The following is a 19,595-nucleotide window of genomic DNA, read 5'->3' as shown; positions in this document are numbered from 1 at the left end:
GCAAATGCGGCTACTTAGTGATACCCAGCCGCTTGGCGATGATGTTATCGAACATGCGGGACGGCAGGTAGCGCGGCAGCAGCCAGCCAGAGAGCAGATCGCGGGCAATAGAGTAGCGTGCCTTCGGGTTCTCTTTGGTCAGCGCTTTGTAAATCACCTCGCTCACCTTTTCTACCGCAATCCCAGATTTCCCCTGGCTGATGAACACCTTCTTCATCCCTTCAATCATATCCCGGTAAGGTGTCTGTTTGTAGGGCTCGGTGTCCAAATCTTGCGCCTTGTCCCAGATGGGCGTTTGCACTGAGCCAGGGCCAATGACAATCACGTCAATGCCGAAGATGAGCAGTTCGCGCCGCAAGGCATCAGAAATGGCTTCCAAGGCGTGTTTGGAAGCAGCATATGGCCCCATAAATGGATACACTACCTTGCCACTCACAGAGCTAATGTTGACGATGCGTCCTGGCGGGTGTGGCGCGTTGGGCACAGCCCCCAGCAGCGGCAAAAACTTCTGGGTTACGTCCAACTGGCCATACAAATTCACTTCCATCTGCCAGCGAAACTCTTCCAGCGGCAAGTGCATGAGTGGCCCAGCGACGGCGATGCCCGCGTTGTTAATTAGCCCGGCCAGGCCGTTGTTGCCTATTTTTGCGGAGACTTGGGAAACGGCCGTCTCCACCGCCGTCCCATCCGTCACATCAAACAGCAAGGGTGTGAACTGCTCACCCAACTCATTTTGCACCCGATCTGCATCTGCCTGCTTCCGCACGCTGCCAAACACATGGTAACCGCGCTCAATCAAGTAACGTGCCGCATCGTAGCCAATCCCGGTTGATGCGCCTGTAATAACGACGTATTTCATAATTTCGCCTCCGTAGAGACGTTGCGATGCAACGTCTCTACATTTTTTTGGTTAACCAATACCCCAGCACCGTGACTACAATGCCCAGCAGCAGCGCCCCACCGCTCATGATGACGCCGATATCAAACCAGAACTGCTCTGGGAAGAGGCGGATGAGCGAGTCGCTATACGCAAACGTCCAGCTACCGGGTGGGAAGAGCAGCTCATGGAACTGCACAAAGAAGATGCTCCAGCCCACGCCAATAAAGATGGCAATTCCAGCCAAAATGATGACCGTTGCCCAGCCACCTTGGTAAATGGCGCGATACCCTACTGCCCGTAGTGCGGGTTGACTAAGTAGAAATCCCAGACCAACGACGATGAGAACGGCCGTAATCCACCAAATCGTCCGAATCGCATCCGTCAAATCCTTAACGTCAATCATGTGGCCGATTTCCCGCTCGTTGTAGAGCGGTTCGTCAGAATTGGGCAGGCGCAGCTCTTCTAGCAGAAATATCGCCTCTTCCGATGGCTCCGAACGCTGCAAATAGTCTAGCGTGGCGTGCGCGTAAAACAGCCGCTCCTCTGGCGAAAAACCAAATTGATCCGGCGGAATTCGCTGGTATTCAAAGCTAGGATAATCCCAAGCAATCACCGCCAGAATCATGCCAAGTCCCAGAAAAAAAGGCATGGCAATAATGATGACCCACTTGATTATGTTAAGCAAAGTCTTGTTTTCCAACTCTCTTCTCCCTTACACTGAAGGCTGAAACCCTCGGCTAAATTATTCCAAATCGGGCAATCCCCCGACGCCCTCTTGCAGCAAATAACGCAGCACCAAGCTGTCAATGATCGTTTCCACGGGGGCGCGTTCGTCGGTGAAGATGACGTCGCTGGGGTTGATGGGAACTTGGTTGGCAACGGCCGTTTCCAAAGCCACTCGCAGCAACGGGTCTACTGACTCATCCAACTGGGCCAAATTTTGCTGCACGTTTTCAGGCGTGGTTGGCTGCACTGTTGCCACCAAGATGGTATTCAGCGAACCGGGCACGTCAATGGCGTGGACAGTTGGGTACACCGTTTGCAGAGTGGCGGTCATCGCATCAATCAGGCTGCGATCCTGCGGGGCGCGGCCCACATTCATCGCCACCACCCCGGTTTCAGTTAGATGAGCGCGCACTTCCTGAAAAAATTCCTGCGTGGTGAGGTGCCAGGGGATGTATGGCACTTTGTAGGCATCAATGGTGAGCACATCGTACTGGTGATCGAGCTGATTGAGTTGGTAACGGCCGTCTCCCACAATCAAGTTAATATTCGGGTCTGTGAGCGCAAAATAATCCACGCCAGCCTGCACAATTTCGCCGTCCAGCTCAATGCCATCAATGGGAATCGCACCAAAAACGCGCGTATACTGCTTGGGAATGGTGCCAGCCGCCAGTCCAATCACCGCTACGCGCTCAATGTCAACTGGCGCGGCGTTGAAGTATGGCGCAGCCAGCATGATGCTCCAAACCGAGACGCGCGGCACGGCACCGCCATCGCAATAGAATGAGTGGTAGGCTTGGCCTTCGTTCAGCAGCAGGTAGTTGCACTCTCCTTGCCGCACCACCTGAATGTAATTATACGCCGATTCGGCCTCAAAAATTTGCCCGTCATATGCCTTGATGCCGCCGGAAGTCCAGGCAAGGGCCACGGGCAGCAAAATGATGGGCAGCAGCAGGGCAGCAATGCGGCTGCGAGCCTGCGTTTGCCATAAGCCGCCCAATCCCACCAAAAGCAAAATCCCGCCAAAAATAAGTGCCGTCAGCCGCGACCCGGCCAGCGGAATCACCAACAGCACGGGCAGGTATGTTCCCAGCAGGCTGCCCCAGGTGGAGATGGCGTAAATACGGCCGCTTATCCGCCCCGCCTCACTTACATCCTGCACCGCCAGTCGGATGGCAAACGGGGAGATGCAGCCCAGCAAGGTGATCGGCACGGCCAGGGCAAAAATGACCCCTACCAGCGAGCTGGCAATCGCCCCCACATTGACCGCTGCCAGGGCAGAAGCGGCCGTTTTCAGCAGCACGCTGGTCAACAGCAAAAAGAAAACCCCGCTGAACCCGGCCCAGGCAACGAGGGCGTAGAAGGTTTGGGGAAACGGCCGTTTATCGGCCAAACGCCCCCCCCAAAAGTACCCCACCGTCAAAAAGAGCAGCACCAAGCCAATCACGTTGGCCCAGACGATATTGGACGTGCCGTAAACGGTTTGCAGCATCCGGCTGGTGGTAAACTCAATCGCCAGCGTACACATGCCAGCCATAAAAACCGTAAAAAACAGATATTTTCGATTCGTCACAAAATTATTGCGGGGTAAGGGCGACCCGACGAGTTGCCCTTACTGCACCTTTTTCCCTTTCCAGAATTGTGTGGATTATAGCTGGGCGGCGCGATTGGTGCAGGTGGTTTAATCCGAGGGGATTTCAAAGAGGGATTGGATTTCTACGGCCGTTTTCTGCTCCACGTTCTCAAAAATAATCGTCAGCGGCTGGTCGTACACAATAAAACTTTCGTCCGTTCGGCCAAGATTGATGCCCGGCTGATTTTCCAGGTAAGTTTGCACCAGGGGCGGCGGCGGCAAATTGGGCCAGCCGAACGTGTCTGCACGTAGCTGCCAGCCAAACAGCGCGGGATACCGCCCCACCACGTAAACCGGCTCATACCCCAACTCGCCAGAAAAGAGCAGCGCATGATATTGGCTGGAAATTGGATAATTTTCTGGCAGGCGCGGCACGGTACCATAAACGCGATTCGACAAGATCGTTACGTACTCAGCCTCGGCCAGCAGCGCTACGTTTTCCGCTAACTTTTCGGCGTTGTCTCGGTCGTCGGCGCGCGAGAGCCAGGTAAGTTCCGCATTGGGATACTCTGAACGGCGGCGCACCTCGCCATCCACCATCATTGAGCTGGGCAAAGAGTCGTCCCACTGTTCACTAAGAATCAGCGACCCCGGCTCTGCCTGCCGGAAAATCCACTCAGAGGCAGCGACCCACGGGTGCGGCTGCTGGTAGATAGTGATAAAGCTGATAGCGTAGAGGGTGGCGGTGATGAGTACGGCCGTTCCCACCCCCCACTTCAACCATTTCTGCCGCCAGCTAAACAGCCACGCCGCCGCCCACAGCATCAAAAATGGCGTCAGCGGTTGCAAATAGCGCATAAACTTCACAAAGAAGCCACCCGTGGTGATGAAAAGCGGCACTGCCCAAGCCAACAAAATCAGACTGGGGACTGGAGATTGGAAATTTGGAACTTTTAGTCTCCAGTCTCGCAGCCGCAGGCTGCCAATCTCCAGTCTCTTTATTCCCCGCCAAATTGCCCAGCCAAACGCCCCAAACGCCAGCAGCCCCAGCGGCCAGCCCATGCCCCAACGCAGCTGCATCTCGATGAAGTACAAGTAGGGCAGCGTGCCGCTGTACTGTCGCGTAAAGGGAATGTTCCCCTCGCCGCGCACCATGCTGTTCTGGGTGACAATATTTTCCACGTAACACGAGCCCCAATCCAGGGCCGGCACGGTGACGGGGCCAAATTGTGTAGCGGGGGTGATCACCTCACAGCTAAAATCGAGAACGGCAAAGGGATTGGTGAGGAAAAAGGTGAGCGCGGCAGTGAAGACGGCCGTACCCAACCAAAAATCCCAGCGTGACCCCATCCACCGTGCCGCCAACATCAGCGGAAAAACCAGCAAAATTGCCGAAAATTTGGAGCCAACGGCCAGGCCAATGCAGACGGAGGCCAGTGCCCAGTAAACAGTATTCAGTGATCGGTAATGTCGCTGCGCGACCGCTTCGCGTACAGTTTTATCTCTTTCCTCTCCGTGTTCTCTGTGGTTAATGGCTTTTATTAACAAAAGGAGGGCAGCGACGGTGAAGAAGGTTTGGTAGGGATCGGAGATGAAGAAGTGAGCGAGCTGGATGTGCATGACGTTGACGGCTAGAAACGTGGCGGCCAGCAGTCCCACCTGCGGCGAAAAGAGGCGTCGCCCCAGCAAGAAAACCAGCCAAACTGTCCCTAAATCAAACAAGGCGGTGAGCGCGCGGGAAACGGCCGTTAAATGCCGAAACTCAATTAACTCGACCTGGTTCAAAATGTCCCTCGTCAGCAGCCAATCTTCCGGGAACAGCGATTGCAAACTAGGGCCAATCCACTCAACATAGCGCGTTGTTAAAACGCCCAGGTAGAGCGGCACATGGCCATAGGCAAAATCACGCGGCTCGTCTTGCGGCACTTCAATGCCGACACTTTTCGCTTCAGGCGGCCAGTAAAATGGATTGAGGCTGGATTCGTTGGGCGAGAATGCCGTTTGCCAATCGGCAGGCCATTCGATGGTGGTGGCTACCCAGGTGACGTACCGTTCGTCGGGATGGTAATGGTGGTAATCGTCCCAATCTATGCCCGTGAAGCGGAAAACGGCCGCAACCAGCAAAATAAAACCCAAGCAAAAACGCTCCTGCCACTTCTTCATGGGCAAATTGTATCAACTCCCAACCATTTACAAAATGCCCACCCTGTGTTAAGACTGCGGCATGAGTAAGCCGTGGTAACTTATACTGCAAAGGTATTAAATTCTTATTTCGACTAATGCTTAAGAAAATAAAAGAACAACCAAAAACATTTGGATGTCTAGTTTCCGTTTTAGCATTTGTTTGCTTTGGAATCTGGCAATGGGTAGATTTTCAAGACAGTATTCGTCCAGGAGAACACTTGTTTTCGGTTACAAGCAACAGGACAGAACCTATACCAGATGATTGTATCCCTGGTCCTGAAGAAGATGAACGTTGTAGAGAGCTAAGACGACAACGATCTGCAATTATGTGGGACATTGCAGATGCCATTATGTTTTCTCTGGCACATAATCGAATCAATGAACAAAAACAGTATCTTGATGAAAGCCTATGGGCATTCGCTGATGAGTGGATGGTTACGCATAAGGCAGTTTCAGAAGAATGCACGTTCCCATGGGATCCAGATATCCGACATTATGGGGTAGGAGGCTCTTACACAGTTTCTCAAGCTTTTAACTACGAATGTCCCGCAGAAAAATACTATCTTAGCCTTACACTTCACTTTGTTGAAACGGATGGAAAGCTAATTGTGAATTCCATAGAGGATATTGATGAAGAAAGGCGCAGATAACTCTTGAGTTCCCCAAACCGTTTACAAAAGCCCTAGCCTGTGTTAAAAGTGCGGCATGAGTAAGCCGTGGCAATCTATTTACACGATGATTGAACGCACTGCCACCGCCAAAGGGCGGGCGGCGTCTGACTGCTTTTCCATTGAGGGGACGCGGCTGCATGAACGCGCCATTCGCGCTGGGGTATGGCCACAGGCGACGCTGGTGGCTGAGGCTGTTTGGCAGGAAGCGGGGGAACGAGAAACGGCCGTACTCCACCAGCTTACCCAGCAAAACATCCCCATCCACCCAGTCCCCAACGCGGAAATGGCTCGCCTTACACAAGGGCGCAAGCTAGGGGGGCTGCTGAGCCTGATGCCGCTGCCTGCCCCGCTCGATTTGGCGAATTGGCTAGCAAGCCATCCCGCGCCCACCCTGCTGGTAGCCGTGAACGTGGTAGACCCCGGCAACGTCGGCGGGATGGTTCGCACGGCGCACGCGCTGGATGCCGATTTGTTCGTAACGGTGGGCAGTGGCGATCCGTACCATCCGCGTGCCGTCCGCACCTCGATGGGCAGCATCTTCAAGCTGCCGCTGATTAGCACCACCCTACCAGATTTGTTTGCGGCACTGCGGACGACCAAGGTTCAAACCATCGGCACGGTGGCAGTAGGCGGGATTGCTTTGCCAGATTTTGAGCAAGGTTTGGAGGGAACGGCCGTTTTCATGGGCAGTGAATATTTTGGCTTGCCGGATGAGGTGGCTACCCAGCTAGACACCGTGGTCACGATTCCCATGTCGCCCAGCATAGATTCATTCTCAGTAAATGCGGCGGCTGCCATTGTGCTGTACGAATTGCGGCGTAAATGATTTTTAGCTGCGTATTGCGTAGCTGGTGACGAAATACGCCCTAGATTTTTATCGCTCTACCCAAACGCGCCACGCCCTCGGCGATTTCTGGTTCGCTAAGACCACTGAATCCCAGCAAAATAGCCGGTGGCGAAGGGTGGGCCATGAAGTAAGGCGCGGCAGGGTACACCCCCACGCCAACTTCTGCCGCAGCTTGCACAACGGCCGTTTCCGTCACGCCCTCTGGCAAATAAAGCATCACGTGCAGCCCAGCCGGTTCATCTGCATACTGCACCGCCCCAGCCAGATGATTTTGCAGCGCAGCTACTAGCGTTTGCCGCCGCTGGCCATAGGCCTGACGCAAATGGCGCAAATGCCGCTCAAAATGTCCTTCCACCATGAAGTCAGCCACCGCTGCCTGGGTCAGCGTGGGTGCGCCCCGGTCTATGAGCTGCTTGGCCTGTACAAACGGCCGTACCAACGCCGTCGGCAGCACCACATAAGAAAGCCGCAAGGCCGGAAACAGTACCTTTGAAAATGTGCCTAAGTAAATCACCCGTTCATCCGCCGACAGTCCTTGCAAGGCTGCCAGCGGACGACCATCGTAGCGCAGTTCCCCGTCATAATCATCTTCGATGATAAGCGCGTCTTGCCGCTGTGCCCAGTGCAGCAGCGCCAAGCGGCGTGCCAGCGGCAGCGTACCCCCGTGCGGAAACTGGTTGGATGGCGTAACAAAAGCCAAACGCGCCCGACTGTGAGCCGGAATCTTGTCCACGCGAAAACCGTCGTCGTCTACGGGAACGGCCGTTAACTGAGCCCCATTCAGCGTAAACAACGCTGCCGCATCTGCGTACCCCGGTGTTTCCACCAGCACCTCATCGCGCGGCTCCAGCAGCAGCCGCGCCAAAATATCCACCGCTTGCTGCGCCCCGTTAACAATAACCACCCGCTCGGCAGTGCAAACTACGCCTCGCCAGCGCGTAAGGTAATCGGCCAGTGCCTGGCGCAGCGGCAAAAAGCCCGCCACCGAGCCATAGCGGGAAAGCATGGCGTCGTCGGTGCTGAGGTAGCGCGCCAGCAGCTTGCGCCAGATGTCGTAGGGGAAGATGTGGGGGAAGGCACGGCCAAAACCAAAATCAATCTCCGGTTTGGTCTGCTTAGATGTGGTGGGAACGGCCGTCCCCGCCACACGCTGCCCCCAGGATGACAAGGTTGGCTGAAACGGCCGTGTGGCTATCTCATCTGATGCCAAAGGCACATGGTGAGCGATGAACGTCCCCGCACCAGGGCGTCGCACCACAAACCCCTCCGCCGCCAACTGATCATACGCTTGCGACACGGTAATTAAGGCTAATCCAAGCCGTTTTGCCATTGCCCGCCCCGGTGGTAGGCGACGTTGATCCGCAAAGGCACCTTGCAAAATAGCCTTACGTAGCTGCTGGTACAATTGCAGGTATAATGGTGTTTGGCTCTGTCGATCAAAGGTCCAATGTTGATCAATCATAACATATCGCTCGCGAGTACAAATGTGTGAGTCAAACTTATTGACTCACGGCCAAATGGGCAGTATCGTGCAATTGTACAGTAAAGGAATGATGACGGGTTATGGCTTATCGTAGCAGTGAAAAAACACGCCAGAAGAAAGACGCCAAACGGACAGCTATGATGCAAGCGGCCGTTCAGGTTTTTGCCGAAAATGGCTACCACGCCGCCACCGTGCGCGATATTGTCAAAGCCGCCGATGTGGCTATTGGCACCTTCTACTTCTACTTTCCCGATAAAGAAACGCTTTTTGTACATCTTTACGAAGAAACAGCCGATTTCCTACTTCAAACCATTGATCAGGCTGTCAGAAGCCGTAGCGATCTGGCCCAGCAACTATCGCGGGGGATTCAGGCATATGTAAACATTGCCATTTATGAGCCAGCAGTGGTGCAACTGCTGCTAGTGGGGGGCGTGGGCGCCATTCCGTCTTTAGAAGTTAAGCGCACCGCTTTCCGGGAGCGAATGATTCGGCTGTGGCAACGGCCGTTAGACCAGGCCATTGACGATGGGGGGATTCCCAACCAAAATAGCCGCCGCGTTGCCGAAGCGTTTGCCGGTGCCTTTGATGAAGTTGTTTTACAGCTTCTAACCTTACCGGAGCCAGACCAGGCCGTGGCTGATGTTGTTCAGGATTTAACATTGTTCAGCCTGCGCGCCATTGCTTTTAAAAGCGCTCAATCCAGGTAATTTTCATTCAAATACATCGCTCAATGGACGACTACAACAAATCCAAAGAGGAGCTAATCCGCGAATTAGAACAGTTGAGAGCAACAGCCGCACGCACTGACCAACTGGATCATGCTGCTCGCACCACGAACATTGCTCAATTGCAATCGCTCACACGAGGAGCAGAGTCTCTGTTGGCAGTATATGATTTAGAGTCGCTATGGCCGCGTGTGAAAACGGCCGTACAAAACAGTCTACAGGCTGACCGCCTGGCCATTTACTTGTACAACAAGGAATCAGATGCACTCAGTTGCCCCTACGCATTTGGCCTCTCCCAATCGTACATTGACAACATGAACCAGACTTTTGGCAAATCGCCGGGCAATACGCAACTGCACCTACTTGCGCCTGTCTGGGCAGAAGACGTGCAAAATGACCCCGCTTTCCGTGAAATGCAGCTACTTTTCAAGGAGGAAGGGGTACAAACCTTAGCCATATTCCCCCTCATTGATAAGGAAGGGAGTTCAGGTGGGGGCATTGCAGTGTATTGGAATGAGAAACGGCCGTTAGACAACACTATCATCAGCGCCGGGCACACCCTGGCCCACATGGTTGCCCTCAGCATTAACACCATCACCCTGTTTAGCCAAACGCGGCAAAGCCTCAACCGCGAACAAAAACTGAACGAAATTAGCCGCATTCTAAACATTACAAACGATCTACCCACCCTGCTTGGCAAGCTGGTGCAAATGGTAGCCGAACTCATTCAGGCAGAGGCGGGACTGCTTGGCCTCATCATCGATCGGGAAATCATGACTTTTTACCCGTACAACGTACCCAACTGGATGAGCTTGCGCCCCGCGCCACGTCCACGCGGCCTTGCCTGGCAAATCGTCAACAACCGTGAATCTATCCTTATTACAGATTACCCCGCGCATCCTGAAGCAATGGAAAAATGGATTGAAGCTGGCCTCGTTACCTTTTTAGGCGCGCCTTTACAAGCAGGAGATAATTGCCTGGGCATGTTGGCTTTGTTTAATTTAAACAAATCACCCCACACCTTCCATGAACGCGACTTGGAATTGGTGGCCTCCATTGGTCAACAAGCAGGAATTGCCATCCAAAATTTGCGCCAACTAGCGGAGACGGAGCAGCGGGCTGCCGCCATGGCTGCCGCTCTCAATCGGCAAGCCGAGCTAGACATGATGAAAAACACCTTCACCCAAAGCGTGTCACATGAGCTGCGTTCGCCATTGGGAATCATTTATGGTCATGCAGAACTGCTAGAGAGTGAAGGTTTAGGCAGCCTAAATGACGACCAAAAGCAATCGGCAAAAATCATAATGCGACGGGTGATGATGCTTACCAATCTGGTAAATGATTTAACTGCCCTGCTAGCAGCCGAAACCCAGGAGTTGCGCCGCGAAGAGATTGACACCGTTATGCTAGTGTATTCGCTGCTAGCAGATTACCGGATGCGGGCCGAAGCACTGGGCATCACCCTTGAATCTGACATTGCGGAAGATATTCCCTGGATTCGAGGAGACAGCACGCACCTCCGCCGCGTTTTCGATAATCTAGTCTCCAATGCGTTCAAGTTTACGCCAGCAGGCGGGTACATCATTTTGCGGCTCAAAGCAAATAGGCAAAATGTGCAAATTGAAGTTGAAGATAGCGGTGAAGGCATTCCAGAAGACAGGCTAGAGCGCATTTTTGAGCGTTTTTATCAAGTTGAAGGTGGGGCTAACCGGCGACATAAAGGCACTGGGCTGGGTTTGACTCTAGTGAAAGAGATTGTGGAAGCGCATCGCGGCACAGTACGTGTGCAGAGCCAGTTTGGTGAAGGCACAACGTTTACCATTGTCATTCCCGGCTTCGTCCAAACGCAGGCTTCTTGATAAAATTCCGCCATGCCTAAATCGAAGAAAAAATCTTCCCCAAAATTGAAACCCTGGCGTAAAACAGTTCAAAAAGCAATGAAGAAGGCAACTGAACAAGAGGCAATCCATCGCTTCGGTACAGATGATCCGTTGTTTAACTATCGCTGGGAGCATGTTACGGCCGTTGTCACTATAGGCCTCAAATTAGCAGAATTAACTGGGGCTGATGTAGAGGTAGTGGAAGCAGCTGCCTGGCTGCACGACATTCGCAAAGACGCAGGGGCAAAGCACCCACAAGAAGGTGCTAAATTTGCTCACGAAATCTTGCCCACGACTGATTTTCCCAAAAAGAAAATTGGGCATGTGGCGCGCTGTATTCGCTCACACATGGGGCTGTGGCGGCGCAAGCCGCTCAAAAATCTGGAGGCGCAAGTGCTGTGGGATGCTGACAAATTAGCCAAAATTGGGCTGACGTCGCTGTTTCATTTTGTCCCACTGCTGGTGATGAAGGGAAACGGCCGTTCCACCCAGCAACTCATCGAAACTGCCCGCGCCAATAAAGCATGGTTGCCAAAAACAGTGGCTAGTATGCACACCAAACCAGCGCAACAAGCGGCCAAGAAGCGATTAAAACGATTCAACAAGCTGCTAGAGCGGCTGGAAGCCGAGCTAGCTGGGGATGATTTGGAGCTATAGAAAGAGGGTTTACGAATCTCTCAACTCTTGTAAGCGTCTCTCCGCCTCATTCCGCAAATCCGCATCCGTCCCAATCTCAAGATAATGTTCATAATCGGCAATGGCCTCCGCAAACTGCTCCAACTGTTCATGGGTAAGACCACGGCTGAAATAAACAATTTCATAATTTCCATCTAATTGTAGGGCAACATTGAAATCTTCTAGCGCAGCTTCAAAATCCCCCAAGTTGAAGTAAGCATCACCACGCCCCCAATACGCTTCACTATCGTTGATTCCTGACTCAACAGCTCGATCAAAATCCACAAGAGCAAGGTGGTATTCTTCTAGTTCAAGGTATGCAAGGCCCCGGAAAAGCTCACTGTAGCCCCAGCCCCAAATGATATAGTGGCTGGTACTGTTAAAGCCAATGCTTTCAATGAAATTAAAGTCATCTATCGCTTGATGGTAATTGCCAAGAGCATAATACATCTGACCTCGCTCAAAGTAGATTCTGCTGTTAAGCGGATCAAGCTGAATTGCTGTATCAAAATCGCGCAAGGCATCATCTATATTGCCCAACTGAAAGCTAGCAACACCCCGGCTAATATATCCATCGGTGAAATTGGGGAGCAATGAAAGTAATCTGGAGTAATCTAATACGGCTTCTTCATAGTTCCCTAGCACAAAGTGAATATCTGCTCGTTCGTTATAGGCCGCAAAAAAACTATTCTCCAATGAAATTGCCTGATCCAAATCGTTGATAGCATTTTCAAAATCATCCAACGATTCGTAGGCAAGCGCTCGATAATAAAATATTTCAGCATTTCCGCTATCCAATGTTAGGGCAAGTGACAATTCTTCAACTGCATCCTCTGCTCGCCCAATGCTGATTAATACACGACCTCGATTTATTCGTGCTTCCACATATTCTGGATCAAGTTCTATTGCTTTATTAAAGTCAGCTAATGTAGGCCCAGACCCAAGTGAAACTGGAGAACCCCCAAAGTGTATCTGCCCTCGTTGGTTGTAAGCGATTGCATTTTCTGGATCGAGTTCGATGGCTAAATTATAAGCTTCTAGGGCAGATTCATAATCTTGTTGAGCTAAGAATTTATCACCTTGCTCAACCAATTCCGCAGATTGTTCAGGATCAGCTTGCGTTTCTGATTCTGGAGTTGATGTTGCCAACTGAATTACCGTTACCGTGGCCGTAGGCATCGTCGTTGGGCTCGGTTCTGGTGTTGACGTTGGATCAGTCGTAGGCGAAATTGTGGGTTCTGGCGTGGAGGATGGTTCTTCAACAACGGCCGTTTCCGGTACGGCCGTTTCTGATTCATTGACTCGATTACATGAGCAGACCAACAAGAGCAAAATTGCCATTGCCGTCAGAAAATATAAAGTTTGTTTCCCCAAAACTAGCACTCCCTTATCTAGAATTTTTGTAAAAGAACTCCGTTACGGCCGGGTGAACGAACCCCGGTTTGAAGAGGGCTTGCCACTCCCAAGTACCGTCGTGTGCGCCACCGGCGCTATTGGCCAGCAGCCAGTAACTAAATGCTAAAAAGTATGGCTCTGCGTCTCGCATGTAGGTGTATTGGTAGCGGATTAGCTCCACTTCCACATTGCGATCGGTGCTGTAGGAGCCGCCCTCCGTGCCAATCATCGGGAGGGAACGCCCCAGATGACTTTGCACAATTTCATCATATTTGCGGAAGAGTAAAAAGCCGTCGGGGTCGTCGTACGGCCGTACCCCATGATAATTATGCACCGACAGCCAGGCGCGATTTAGTAACGCCTCATCCCCGTTGAACTTGATCGCCTGTAGCGTTCGCGCCAAAAAGTCATAATGGTTGTACTCTCCACCCGGGCTGAGTGCACCAATGCCGGGAAAACCGCCATTGGCAATGACCTCGCGTGCGGCCGTTGCCCAAGCGCGAGCATACTGATTGGGATTGGCAAATCCTTGGTGATTTTCCACGTTGATATTTGGCTCGTTGTACAGTTGGTAATAATAGACACCTTTGGCGCGATAATGCGCCACCATCGGGCCGATGTTGCCGTCGTAGGGCAGCACGCCAGAGCGGTAGAGCCGCATGACGGGCATGATGCCGTTAGCAACCAGCCGTTCCACCAAATAATCGTTATCCCCAATTTGGGTGCCTTCGTTCAAAAATACCACCCACTTAATGTGCATTCGCACCAGTTCATTCACAAAGTGATCTACCACGCCAGGGTCTTGGCTAACCGTGGGAATCCAGTGCATGCCCCAGCCGTTGTTGCCCGGAGGCACGGGGAACGCCTGGAAGGGAATCACTTCGCTCAGGCTATATTGGTTGATGGGCTTGATGACGGGCGTGGGCGTGCCAAATGGGGTCACGGTGGGCGTGTTGGTGGGCGTTGAGGTGGGCGTGACTGGAGTGTTGGTGGGTATGGGCAGCGGCGTGTTGGTGGGCGGCAGGCTGTCTAGCAGGCCAGATTGGTTGCTTGGTATGTGAGCAACGGCCGTTTCTGGCATTGGCGTAAACGTCACCGGAATCGGCGAACCCGTTGTGGGAACAATCGGCAGAACCAATGCCTCTGCTCTGGTAGGCAGCGGCTCCAGCTCCATAAACTGAAGCTGGCATCCCATCAACAAACTCCACAGAAGCAAACTCAAGCCAAAAACTACGCGAGATCGTCTCATCTGCGCCCCATTGTAAAGGATTCTAGTTTTATGTCTAGTCTTTTTCGGGGAATTTTAAGAAAACAGAAATGGGACACTGATTAACACGGATTGACACAGATAAAAACAACAAATCAGTGAAAATCAGTGTTTACCAGTGTCCGGCTTTTTATTTAGCTGATGGAGCATCGTATTCCAGCGTGGCGATCTTGACACATAGCGCCACCACTTCCATTGCTTGCGCCACCTCTCCAACCGGGGGGCGGCTGGGCGAGAGGCGAATATTGCTGTTGTTGGGGTCTTTTTTGTGGGGATAGGTGGCTCCGGCGGGAGTAAGCGCCACCCCCGCATCTTTTGCCAAACCGACCACGCGATCCGCAACCGGGCAGGCAGTGTCCAGACTCACAAAGTACCCTCCCTTCGGTTTCGACCAGGTGGCAAAACGGCCGTCCTCACCCAACTCTCGCGCCAAAACCGCCTGCACTGCCTCAAACTTGGGTCGCAAGTTAGCGGCATGGTCACGCATCAAACCTTCCAGCTCGCCAGGGTAGCTGCGGATGAACTTGACATGCCGATACTGCTCAATTTTGTTGGGGCCGATGGATTGGAAGCCAGTCAGTTTGGTGAGGTAAGCTACATTCGCCTCACTGGTCGCCATGTAGCCAATGCCCGCCCCGGCAAACGTAATTTTGGAAGTGGAGCCGAACAGATACACGCGGTCAGGATTGCCTGCCGCTTCGCAGGCGCGCAGCAAATTGGGCGGATCGTGACGGTCTTCGCCCAAGTGGTGCACCCGGTAGGCATCGTCGGCAAAGATAGTGAAATCGGGAGCGGCCGTTTTCATGCTAGCCAATCGGTTTACTGTCTCCTCAGAAACGGTGTCGCCAGTGGGATTGCTGTAGGTTGGCACAAAGGTGATGCCCTTGATAGCCGGATCGCTGGCAGCCAGTTCCTCAACAGCATCCATGTCCGGGCCATCAGGAGTCATCGGCACAGTGAGCAATTCAAAACCAAGCGCATCTAGCAGCGAAAAGTGGCGGTCATATCCCGGCACGGTGACAATCATTTTAGGGGATTGGCCAACCCAGGGAGCCTGACTGTGCTGCAAGCCGCGCAGCAAGGCCCACATGAACGTATTGCTCATCAGCTTGAGGCTGGCATTATTGCCTGCAATGACCTCTTCAGGGCGCACGCCCAGCACGGTGGCAAACAGTTCTCGCGCTTCGGGCAGGCCCGTTTGCCCACCAGGATAGTTGCGGAGGGCAATGCCGCTGGGGGTAACTAAATCCGCCTCGCTCAAAATATTGAGCATCCCGTTCGATAAATCGAAATCAGCATCTGACGGCTGACCGCGCTGCATATTTAGGTTGAGACCCATTGCCTGAACGGCCTGGTATTTTTCGCGTAAAGCTTGTAGAGAGTCCATTATTCTTGCTCCATTTTAGGTTTCGTGCCAATAGGGGAGTGCAGCAGGTGTGGGTAATGATCTTTTGTAACATAAACGGCCGTCTGTGCAACAATTCGGTATTCAAATTCAGAATCTCCACGGACAAAGTAGAAAAAGAGGAATCTGAAAAATGAACTATCGTCTCAAAACCCTCTGTGTTCTACTTCGGCTACGCTCAGCACAAGCCTGTGGCAAAGATTCTAGGTCGCTTTATTACCATCCGGCAGCGTAGCATTTTTTAGCGATTTGGCCGAAGCAAGCTGCTCTGGCGTGACCCGTGCCCCGGTTAAATCCGCACCACTCAAATCCGCGCCTGTGAGGTCAGCATTAAACAGATACGCCCCGCGTAAATTAGTCCAGTTCAAATACGCCCCCGACAAGTTAGCCCCGTTCAGGTTCGCTTTTTCCAAATTGGCTTCGCTAAGAGTTCCCCCTCTCAAATTGACAAAATGGAGCTTTGCCTTGCGTAGCTGCGCCTTGCGTAAACTGGAACCACGCATGTCTAGTCCGTTCACTTTGGCTTCGCTTAAGTTAATGCCATCCAAATTTGCTTGATTGATTTCAGCGCCAAACAAATTGACATTGCGTAAATCTTGATTAGTCAGTTTAACCCCTGTTAAATCGGCTCGGGCAAATTGGGCATCGGCCAAATTTGCTTCACGCAAATCGGTTTCCTCCATTTTCGCCCCCTCAAAATTAACGCCTGTGAGGTCTGCGCCGCTTAAGTCCACCTTATTTAGCTGCGCCCGCTGAAAATCTACCCCTACCAGCGAAGTGCGTGGCAACATCGCATTGTTCAGGTTCGCTTCTACAAGGCTGGCTGCATGGAGCGAGCCGTCTGACAACCAGCCTTCTGAACGCAGTTCGGCGACGGCGCGAAGGGCAATGGCGTTGCTGGTGCTCCCCAGCTCCCGGATGAGAAGCTCGCGGCGGCGTTGATCCTCACGTCGTTCATTGAGGTAGTCAATGATGAGTACCGTCAGGGCAATGCTGGCAAACTCAGCGGCAATGTTGGCGTAAAAGTCACCTACAAAGTCAGAGAAGTCAGCGTTGGGGTATTGGCTAAAAAAGCCGCTGGCACCCACAATCAGGGCTATCAGCAGCAGAGCAACGCCGACGGCGCGGACTAAATTTATTTGCTTCTTCTTGGGCATGGTACTTCCTTCATAAAAACCTCCCGCAGGTTTTGCCTGCGAGTTGCATCTGAGTCCAAACTTGCGGGAGGTTGGTTTGTTATAGGTGCAGCTCTACGGCCGAATTGGACAACACCACTTCATCCCGCTCAGCCACTTTGCTTTGGAAGATAATGCGGCTGTCCGATTCGCGCCACATTTCGGTGACGATGGTTTCGCCGGGGAAAACGTGCTTGCTAAAGCGCACCTTGATGCTTTTGAAGCGAGCCGGGTTGTTATTGGCAAACTGTTTTAGCACCGCGCGCCCGGCAAAACCGAAGGTGCAAAGCCCGTGCAAAATGGGCTGACGGAAGCCGCCAAGCGCGGCCATTTGCGGATCGGCGTGCAGCGGGTTGCCGTCGCCAGAGCTAAGGCGGTAGAGCAACGCCTGGTCGGGGCGGGTTTGCTGGCTGTGGATGGCGTCTGGCGGACGGTTGGGCGGTAGGTTTTGCTGGCTGGTGGAGGGGCCACGCTCGCCCCCAAAGCCACCAATCCCGCGAATGTACACAGAAGATTGATTGAAGGCAACTTCGTTGCCTTGCCCATCTTTGCTAACCACGTCCGTGAGGAGGACTGCGCCTTTGCCTTTGTCGTAAACGGCCGTTATCTTCGCGGTATTATGAATAGTGGCCGAGTTGGGTAACGGCCGTTTCAGTTCCAAATATTGCTCACCGTGCAGCAGCATCATTGGGTTAAATTCCAGCCCCGGCACCTGCGTAATTTGCCAGAACAGCACAAAAGGAAACACCACCGCCATCGTCGGCAGTGGCGTAAAATCGCTGTTCAACTCATAGACAAACTTCAGCTCCTCCGCATCCACCGGATCGGCCGCCGCCCCCACTGACAGGGCATATAGGCTCACGTCCCGCTCCGTGTAAACAAATTCGGCGGGTTTGTATTCATGTCCCAATACTTTTTTCAAATCAATTGACATCCAACTCTCCTAAGCTCGTTCATCATCCAGATTGTCTAATTTCCAATCAGAAGATGGCCTTATTTTTCTCCATTCCCAATAAGCACTATCCATATCATCATGTAGAAACGTATCAGAATCCTCGAAATTATCATCCTTAGACTGAAGCGTAAATCCAGGCCAGTCGCCTTCATAACCTTCAGGATCAGATACGCCATCTAGCAAAGTCAGAAAACGAAAAATTGGATAAGAAGCTGCATCAGCAATAATTTTTCTCAAGGCACTTTTTTGATTTGAGTTAATTGACAATTTAGTCAGCTCAGACTTTTCTTTTTCAGTAAGCCCACCATTTGGTGGGTAAGCTAAATCGGCCTCTTGTCCTAGAGAAAACCTCTCAATCGCAAGAACTGTTGCTTCTTCAATAGCTTTATGAATTTCTACAAACAAAGCTTGCTTCTGCTGCTCAGAAATCATCAAAACCTCGCAAAATGGTTCAAGATTGTAGCTTGGGATTGTTGGCGTGGCGATCCTTGTCGCGGGTGGTTTTTTTGGCCATGTTTTTGTGAAAAGCGGCCGTTAGATCAATGCCGGTTTGGTTCGCAATGCAGGTCAGCACAAAGAGCACGTCCGCGATTTCGTCGGCCAGATTCACCGTTTCGTCGCTCGTTTTGAAGCTTTGGTCGCCGTACTGTCGTGCCATGATGCGGGCTACTTCGCCGACTTCTTCCATAAGAACGGCCGTATTCGTCAACTCCGAGTAATAGCGAACGCCAATCGTCCGCACCCACTCGTCCACCGTTTTTTGCATTTGCCGAATGGTGATCTCGCTCATAGATTGGTTGCCTCACGCGGCCGTTCTGCCAACCAGCGCAGGTAGTTGCAATACTCATTCTTCTGCGACACCGAGGCAATTTCCAGCAGTTCTGCCGCGCCGATGTACCCCTTGCGGTAGGCAATTTCTTCCACGCAGCCCACCTTCAGCCCCTGCCTATGCTCGATCGTTTGCACGTAGTTGCCCGCTTCCAGCAAGCTGTCGTGCGTGCCCGTGTCCATCCAGGCGTAGCCGCGCCCCAAAAGCTGCACATTTAGCTTGCCCCGCCGCAAATATTCGTTGTTCACGTCCGTAATTTCATACTCATGCCGAGCCGATGGTTTGAGATTTTTGGCAATCTCCACCACGTCTTTGTCGTAAAAATAAAGCCCGGTAACTGCATAGTTAGATTTTGGCTCGGCTGGCTTTTCCTCGATGGTGATTGCTTTGTAATCTTTGTCGAACTCGACCACGCCGTACCGTTCAGGGTCGCGGACGTAGTAGGCAAATACCAAACCACCGTCGGTTAGCTGACCTGCTTTTTGCAAAATGCCGGACAAGCCAGGGCCGTAAAGGAAATTATCACCCAAAATGAGAGCGCATGGTTCGCCATTGATAAACTCTTCGCCAATGACAAATGCCTGGGCAATGCCGCGTGGCTCTGGCTGTACGGCGTACTCGATCTTCAAACCCAGCCGTGAGCCGTCGCCAAACAGCTCTTCATACAGCTCGATGTGATGTGGCGTGGAAATAATAAGAATTTCCCGAATGTCGGCCAGCATGAAAACTGAAAGCGGATAGTAAATCATTGGTTTGTTGAAGAGGGGAAGAATTTGCTTGGAGAGGGAGCGGGTGAGTGGATAAAGGCGCGTGCCGCTGCCACCAGAGAGAATGATGCCTTTCATAAATATCTTTTGTCCTTTAATTTGGTTGTTTTGTAGGGGCGACCCGGCGGGTCGCCCCTACCCAAGATTGTATCAAAGTTAGA

At 52.4% G+C, this 19,595-nt stretch carries 18 protein-coding genes; 5 read left to right on the top strand and 13 right to left on the bottom strand.

Going from position 1 to position 19,595, the window contains the following annotated elements:
* Positions 1 to 10 precede the first annotated feature (10 nt).
* The 4 genes from ACOQPM_RS16900 to ACOQPM_RS16885 all read right to left on the bottom strand — a co-directional run bounded on the left by ACOQPM_RS16900 (position 11) and on the right by ACOQPM_RS16885 (position 5,339).
* Positions 11 to 859 carry an SDR family oxidoreductase gene (locus ACOQPM_RS16900; protein WP_420630446.1) on the bottom strand — a complete coding sequence of 283 codons (849 nt, stop codon included), beginning with the start codon at positions 857 to 859 and terminating at the stop codon, positions 11 to 13.
* Positions 860 to 896: 37 nt separating this feature from the next.
* A complete protein-coding gene (locus ACOQPM_RS16895) occupies positions 897 to 1,580 on the bottom strand; it encodes a TIGR01906 family membrane protein (protein ID WP_420630445.1) in 684 nt (227 codons plus the stop codon).
* Between the two features lie 42 nt (positions 1,581 to 1,622).
* Positions 1,623 to 3,176 (bottom strand): spermidine synthase, encoded by a 1,554-nt coding sequence (locus ACOQPM_RS16890; RefSeq protein WP_420630444.1) that lies wholly within the window; start codon positions 3,174 to 3,176, stop codon positions 1,623 to 1,625.
* 108 nt (positions 3,177 to 3,284) lie between these two features.
* Positions 3,285 to 5,339, bottom strand: a complete 2,055-nt coding sequence (locus tag ACOQPM_RS16885) for an ArnT family glycosyltransferase (protein ID WP_420630443.1) — start codon at positions 5,337 to 5,339, stop codon at positions 3,285 to 3,287.
* 116 nt (positions 5,340 to 5,455) lie between these two features.
* On the opposite strand from ACOQPM_RS16885, the gene ACOQPM_RS16880 reads away from it, so the two are divergent.
* Positions 5,456 to 6,010, top strand: a complete 555-nt coding sequence (locus tag ACOQPM_RS16880; protein WP_420630442.1) for a hypothetical protein — start codon at positions 5,456 to 5,458, stop codon at positions 6,008 to 6,010.
* Positions 6,011 to 6,065: 55 nt separating this feature from the next.
* Positions 6,066 to 6,857, top strand: coding sequence for a TrmH family RNA methyltransferase (locus tag ACOQPM_RS16875; RefSeq protein ID WP_420630441.1), 792 nt, complete (start codon positions 6,066 to 6,068; stop codon positions 6,855 to 6,857).
* Between the two features lie 40 nt (positions 6,858 to 6,897).
* Here the strand turns inward: ACOQPM_RS16875 and ACOQPM_RS16870 are convergent, their stop codons facing one another.
* Positions 6,898 to 8,340 carry a PLP-dependent aminotransferase family protein gene (locus tag ACOQPM_RS16870; protein ID WP_420630440.1) on the bottom strand — a complete coding sequence of 481 codons (1,443 nt, stop codon included), beginning with the start codon at positions 8,338 to 8,340 and terminating at the stop codon, positions 6,898 to 6,900.
* Between the two features lie 101 nt (positions 8,341 to 8,441).
* Here ACOQPM_RS16870 and ACOQPM_RS16865 point away from each other — a divergent pair, with 101 nt between their 5' ends.
* The 3 genes from ACOQPM_RS16865 to ACOQPM_RS16855 all read left to right on the top strand — a co-directional run bounded on the left by ACOQPM_RS16865 (position 8,442) and on the right by ACOQPM_RS16855 (position 11,623).
* Positions 8,442 to 9,068, top strand: a complete 627-nt coding sequence (locus tag ACOQPM_RS16865; protein WP_420630439.1) for a TetR/AcrR family transcriptional regulator — start codon at positions 8,442 to 8,444, stop codon at positions 9,066 to 9,068.
* Between the two features lie 23 nt (positions 9,069 to 9,091).
* The gene (locus ACOQPM_RS16860) at positions 9,092 to 10,945 is read left to right on the top strand and encodes an ATP-binding protein (protein ID WP_420630438.1); all 1,854 of its coding nucleotides are present in this window, start codon (positions 9,092 to 9,094) and stop codon (positions 10,943 to 10,945) included.
* A 78-nt stretch (positions 10,946 to 11,023) separates the two neighbouring features.
* Positions 11,024 to 11,623 carry an HD domain-containing protein gene (locus ACOQPM_RS16855; RefSeq protein ID WP_420630437.1) on the top strand — a complete coding sequence of 200 codons (600 nt, stop codon included), beginning with the start codon at positions 11,024 to 11,026 and terminating at the stop codon, positions 11,621 to 11,623.
* A 9-nt stretch (positions 11,624 to 11,632) separates the two neighbouring features.
* Here the strand turns inward: ACOQPM_RS16855 and ACOQPM_RS16850 are convergent, their stop codons facing one another.
* The 8 genes from ACOQPM_RS16850 to rfbA all read right to left on the bottom strand — a co-directional run bounded on the left by ACOQPM_RS16850 (position 11,633) and on the right by rfbA (position 19,512).
* On the bottom strand, positions 11,633 to 13,015 hold the full coding sequence (locus ACOQPM_RS16850; protein WP_420630436.1) for a tetratricopeptide repeat protein: 1,383 nt from the start codon (positions 13,013 to 13,015) through the stop codon (positions 11,633 to 11,635).
* A gap of 13 nt (positions 13,016 to 13,028) precedes the next feature.
* Positions 13,029 to 14,285, bottom strand: a complete 1,257-nt coding sequence (locus tag ACOQPM_RS16845) for a hypothetical protein (RefSeq protein WP_420630435.1) — start codon at positions 14,283 to 14,285, stop codon at positions 13,029 to 13,031.
* Positions 14,286 to 14,433: 148 nt separating this feature from the next.
* Positions 14,434 to 15,690 (bottom strand): aminotransferase class I/II-fold pyridoxal phosphate-dependent enzyme, encoded by a 1,257-nt coding sequence (locus ACOQPM_RS16840; protein ID WP_420630434.1) that lies wholly within the window; start codon positions 15,688 to 15,690, stop codon positions 14,434 to 14,436.
* 221 nt (positions 15,691 to 15,911) lie between these two features.
* Positions 15,912 to 16,865 carry a pentapeptide repeat-containing protein gene (locus tag ACOQPM_RS16835; protein ID WP_420630433.1) on the bottom strand — a complete coding sequence of 318 codons (954 nt, stop codon included), beginning with the start codon at positions 16,863 to 16,865 and terminating at the stop codon, positions 15,912 to 15,914.
* Positions 16,866 to 16,944: 79 nt separating this feature from the next.
* Positions 16,945 to 17,817 (bottom strand): MaoC/PaaZ C-terminal domain-containing protein, encoded by an 873-nt coding sequence (locus ACOQPM_RS16830; protein WP_420630432.1) that lies wholly within the window; start codon positions 17,815 to 17,817, stop codon positions 16,945 to 16,947.
* Positions 17,818 to 17,826: 9 nt separating this feature from the next.
* On the bottom strand, positions 17,827 to 18,270 hold the full coding sequence (locus tag ACOQPM_RS16825) for a hypothetical protein (protein ID WP_420630431.1): 444 nt from the start codon (positions 18,268 to 18,270) through the stop codon (positions 17,827 to 17,829).
* A 19-nt stretch (positions 18,271 to 18,289) separates the two neighbouring features.
* Positions 18,290 to 18,628 carry a nucleotide pyrophosphohydrolase gene (locus tag ACOQPM_RS16820; protein ID WP_420630430.1) on the bottom strand — a complete coding sequence of 113 codons (339 nt, stop codon included), beginning with the start codon at positions 18,626 to 18,628 and terminating at the stop codon, positions 18,290 to 18,292.
* On the bottom strand, positions 18,625 to 19,512 hold the full coding sequence (gene rfbA, locus ACOQPM_RS16815) for a glucose-1-phosphate thymidylyltransferase RfbA (RefSeq protein WP_420630429.1): 888 nt from the start codon (positions 19,510 to 19,512) through the stop codon (positions 18,625 to 18,627). Before rfbA ends, ACOQPM_RS16820 begins: the two co-directional genes overlap by 4 nt.
* Positions 19,513 to 19,595 lie beyond the last annotated feature (83 nt).

The organism is Candidatus Leptofilum sp. (genome assembly GCF_965223525.1).
Taxonomy (GTDB): Bacteria; Chloroflexota; Anaerolineae; order Promineifilales; family Promineifilaceae; genus Leptofilum.
The sequence above is the reverse complement of the archived record's forward strand: the minus strand, read 5'-3'. Positions and strand labels throughout refer to the sequence as shown.

What these genes read in the sequence shown, in the direction of transcription:
- ACOQPM_RS16880 (WP_420630442.1), top strand. Translation starts at nt 5,456, where the DNA reads ATGCTTAAGAAAATAAAAGAACAACCAAAAACATTTGGATGTCTAGTT.
- ACOQPM_RS16820 (WP_420630430.1), bottom strand. Translation starts at nt 18,628, where the DNA reads ATGAGCGAGATCACCATTCGGCAAATGCAAAAAACGGTGGACGAGTGG.
- ACOQPM_RS16835 (WP_420630433.1), bottom strand. Translation starts at nt 16,865, where the DNA reads ATGCCCAAGAAGAAGCAAATAAATTTAGTCCGCGCCGTCGGCGTTGCT.
- ACOQPM_RS16870 (WP_420630440.1), bottom strand. Translation starts at nt 8,340, where the DNA reads ATGATTGATCAACATTGGACCTTTGATCGACAGAGCCAAACACCATTA.
- rfbA (WP_420630429.1), bottom strand. Translation starts at nt 19,512, where the DNA reads ATGAAAGGCATCATTCTCTCTGGTGGCAGCGGCACGCGCCTTTATCCA.
- ACOQPM_RS16900 (WP_420630446.1), bottom strand. Translation starts at nt 859, where the DNA reads ATGAAATACGTCGTTATTACAGGCGCATCAACCGGGATTGGCTACGAT.
- ACOQPM_RS16885 (WP_420630443.1), bottom strand. Translation starts at nt 5,339, where the DNA reads ATGAAGAAGTGGCAGGAGCGTTTTTGCTTGGGTTTTATTTTGCTGGTT.
- ACOQPM_RS16875 (WP_420630441.1), top strand. Translation starts at nt 6,066, where the DNA reads ATGAGTAAGCCGTGGCAATCTATTTACACGATGATTGAACGCACTGCC.
- ACOQPM_RS16860 (WP_420630438.1), top strand. Translation starts at nt 9,092, where the DNA reads ATGGACGACTACAACAAATCCAAAGAGGAGCTAATCCGCGAATTAGAA.
- ACOQPM_RS16825 (WP_420630431.1), bottom strand. Translation starts at nt 18,270, where the DNA reads ATGATTTCTGAGCAGCAGAAGCAAGCTTTGTTTGTAGAAATTCATAAA.
- ACOQPM_RS16830 (WP_420630432.1), bottom strand. Translation starts at nt 17,817, where the DNA reads ATGTCAATTGATTTGAAAAAAGTATTGGGACATGAATACAAACCCGCC.
- ACOQPM_RS16845 (WP_420630435.1), bottom strand. Translation starts at nt 14,285, where the DNA reads ATGAGACGATCTCGCGTAGTTTTTGGCTTGAGTTTGCTTCTGTGGAGT.
- ACOQPM_RS16840 (WP_420630434.1), bottom strand. Translation starts at nt 15,690, where the DNA reads ATGGACTCTCTACAAGCTTTACGCGAAAAATACCAGGCCGTTCAGGCA.
- ACOQPM_RS16865 (WP_420630439.1), top strand. Translation starts at nt 8,442, where the DNA reads ATGGCTTATCGTAGCAGTGAAAAAACACGCCAGAAGAAAGACGCCAAA.
- ACOQPM_RS16855 (WP_420630437.1), top strand. Translation starts at nt 11,024, where the DNA reads ATGAAGAAGGCAACTGAACAAGAGGCAATCCATCGCTTCGGTACAGAT.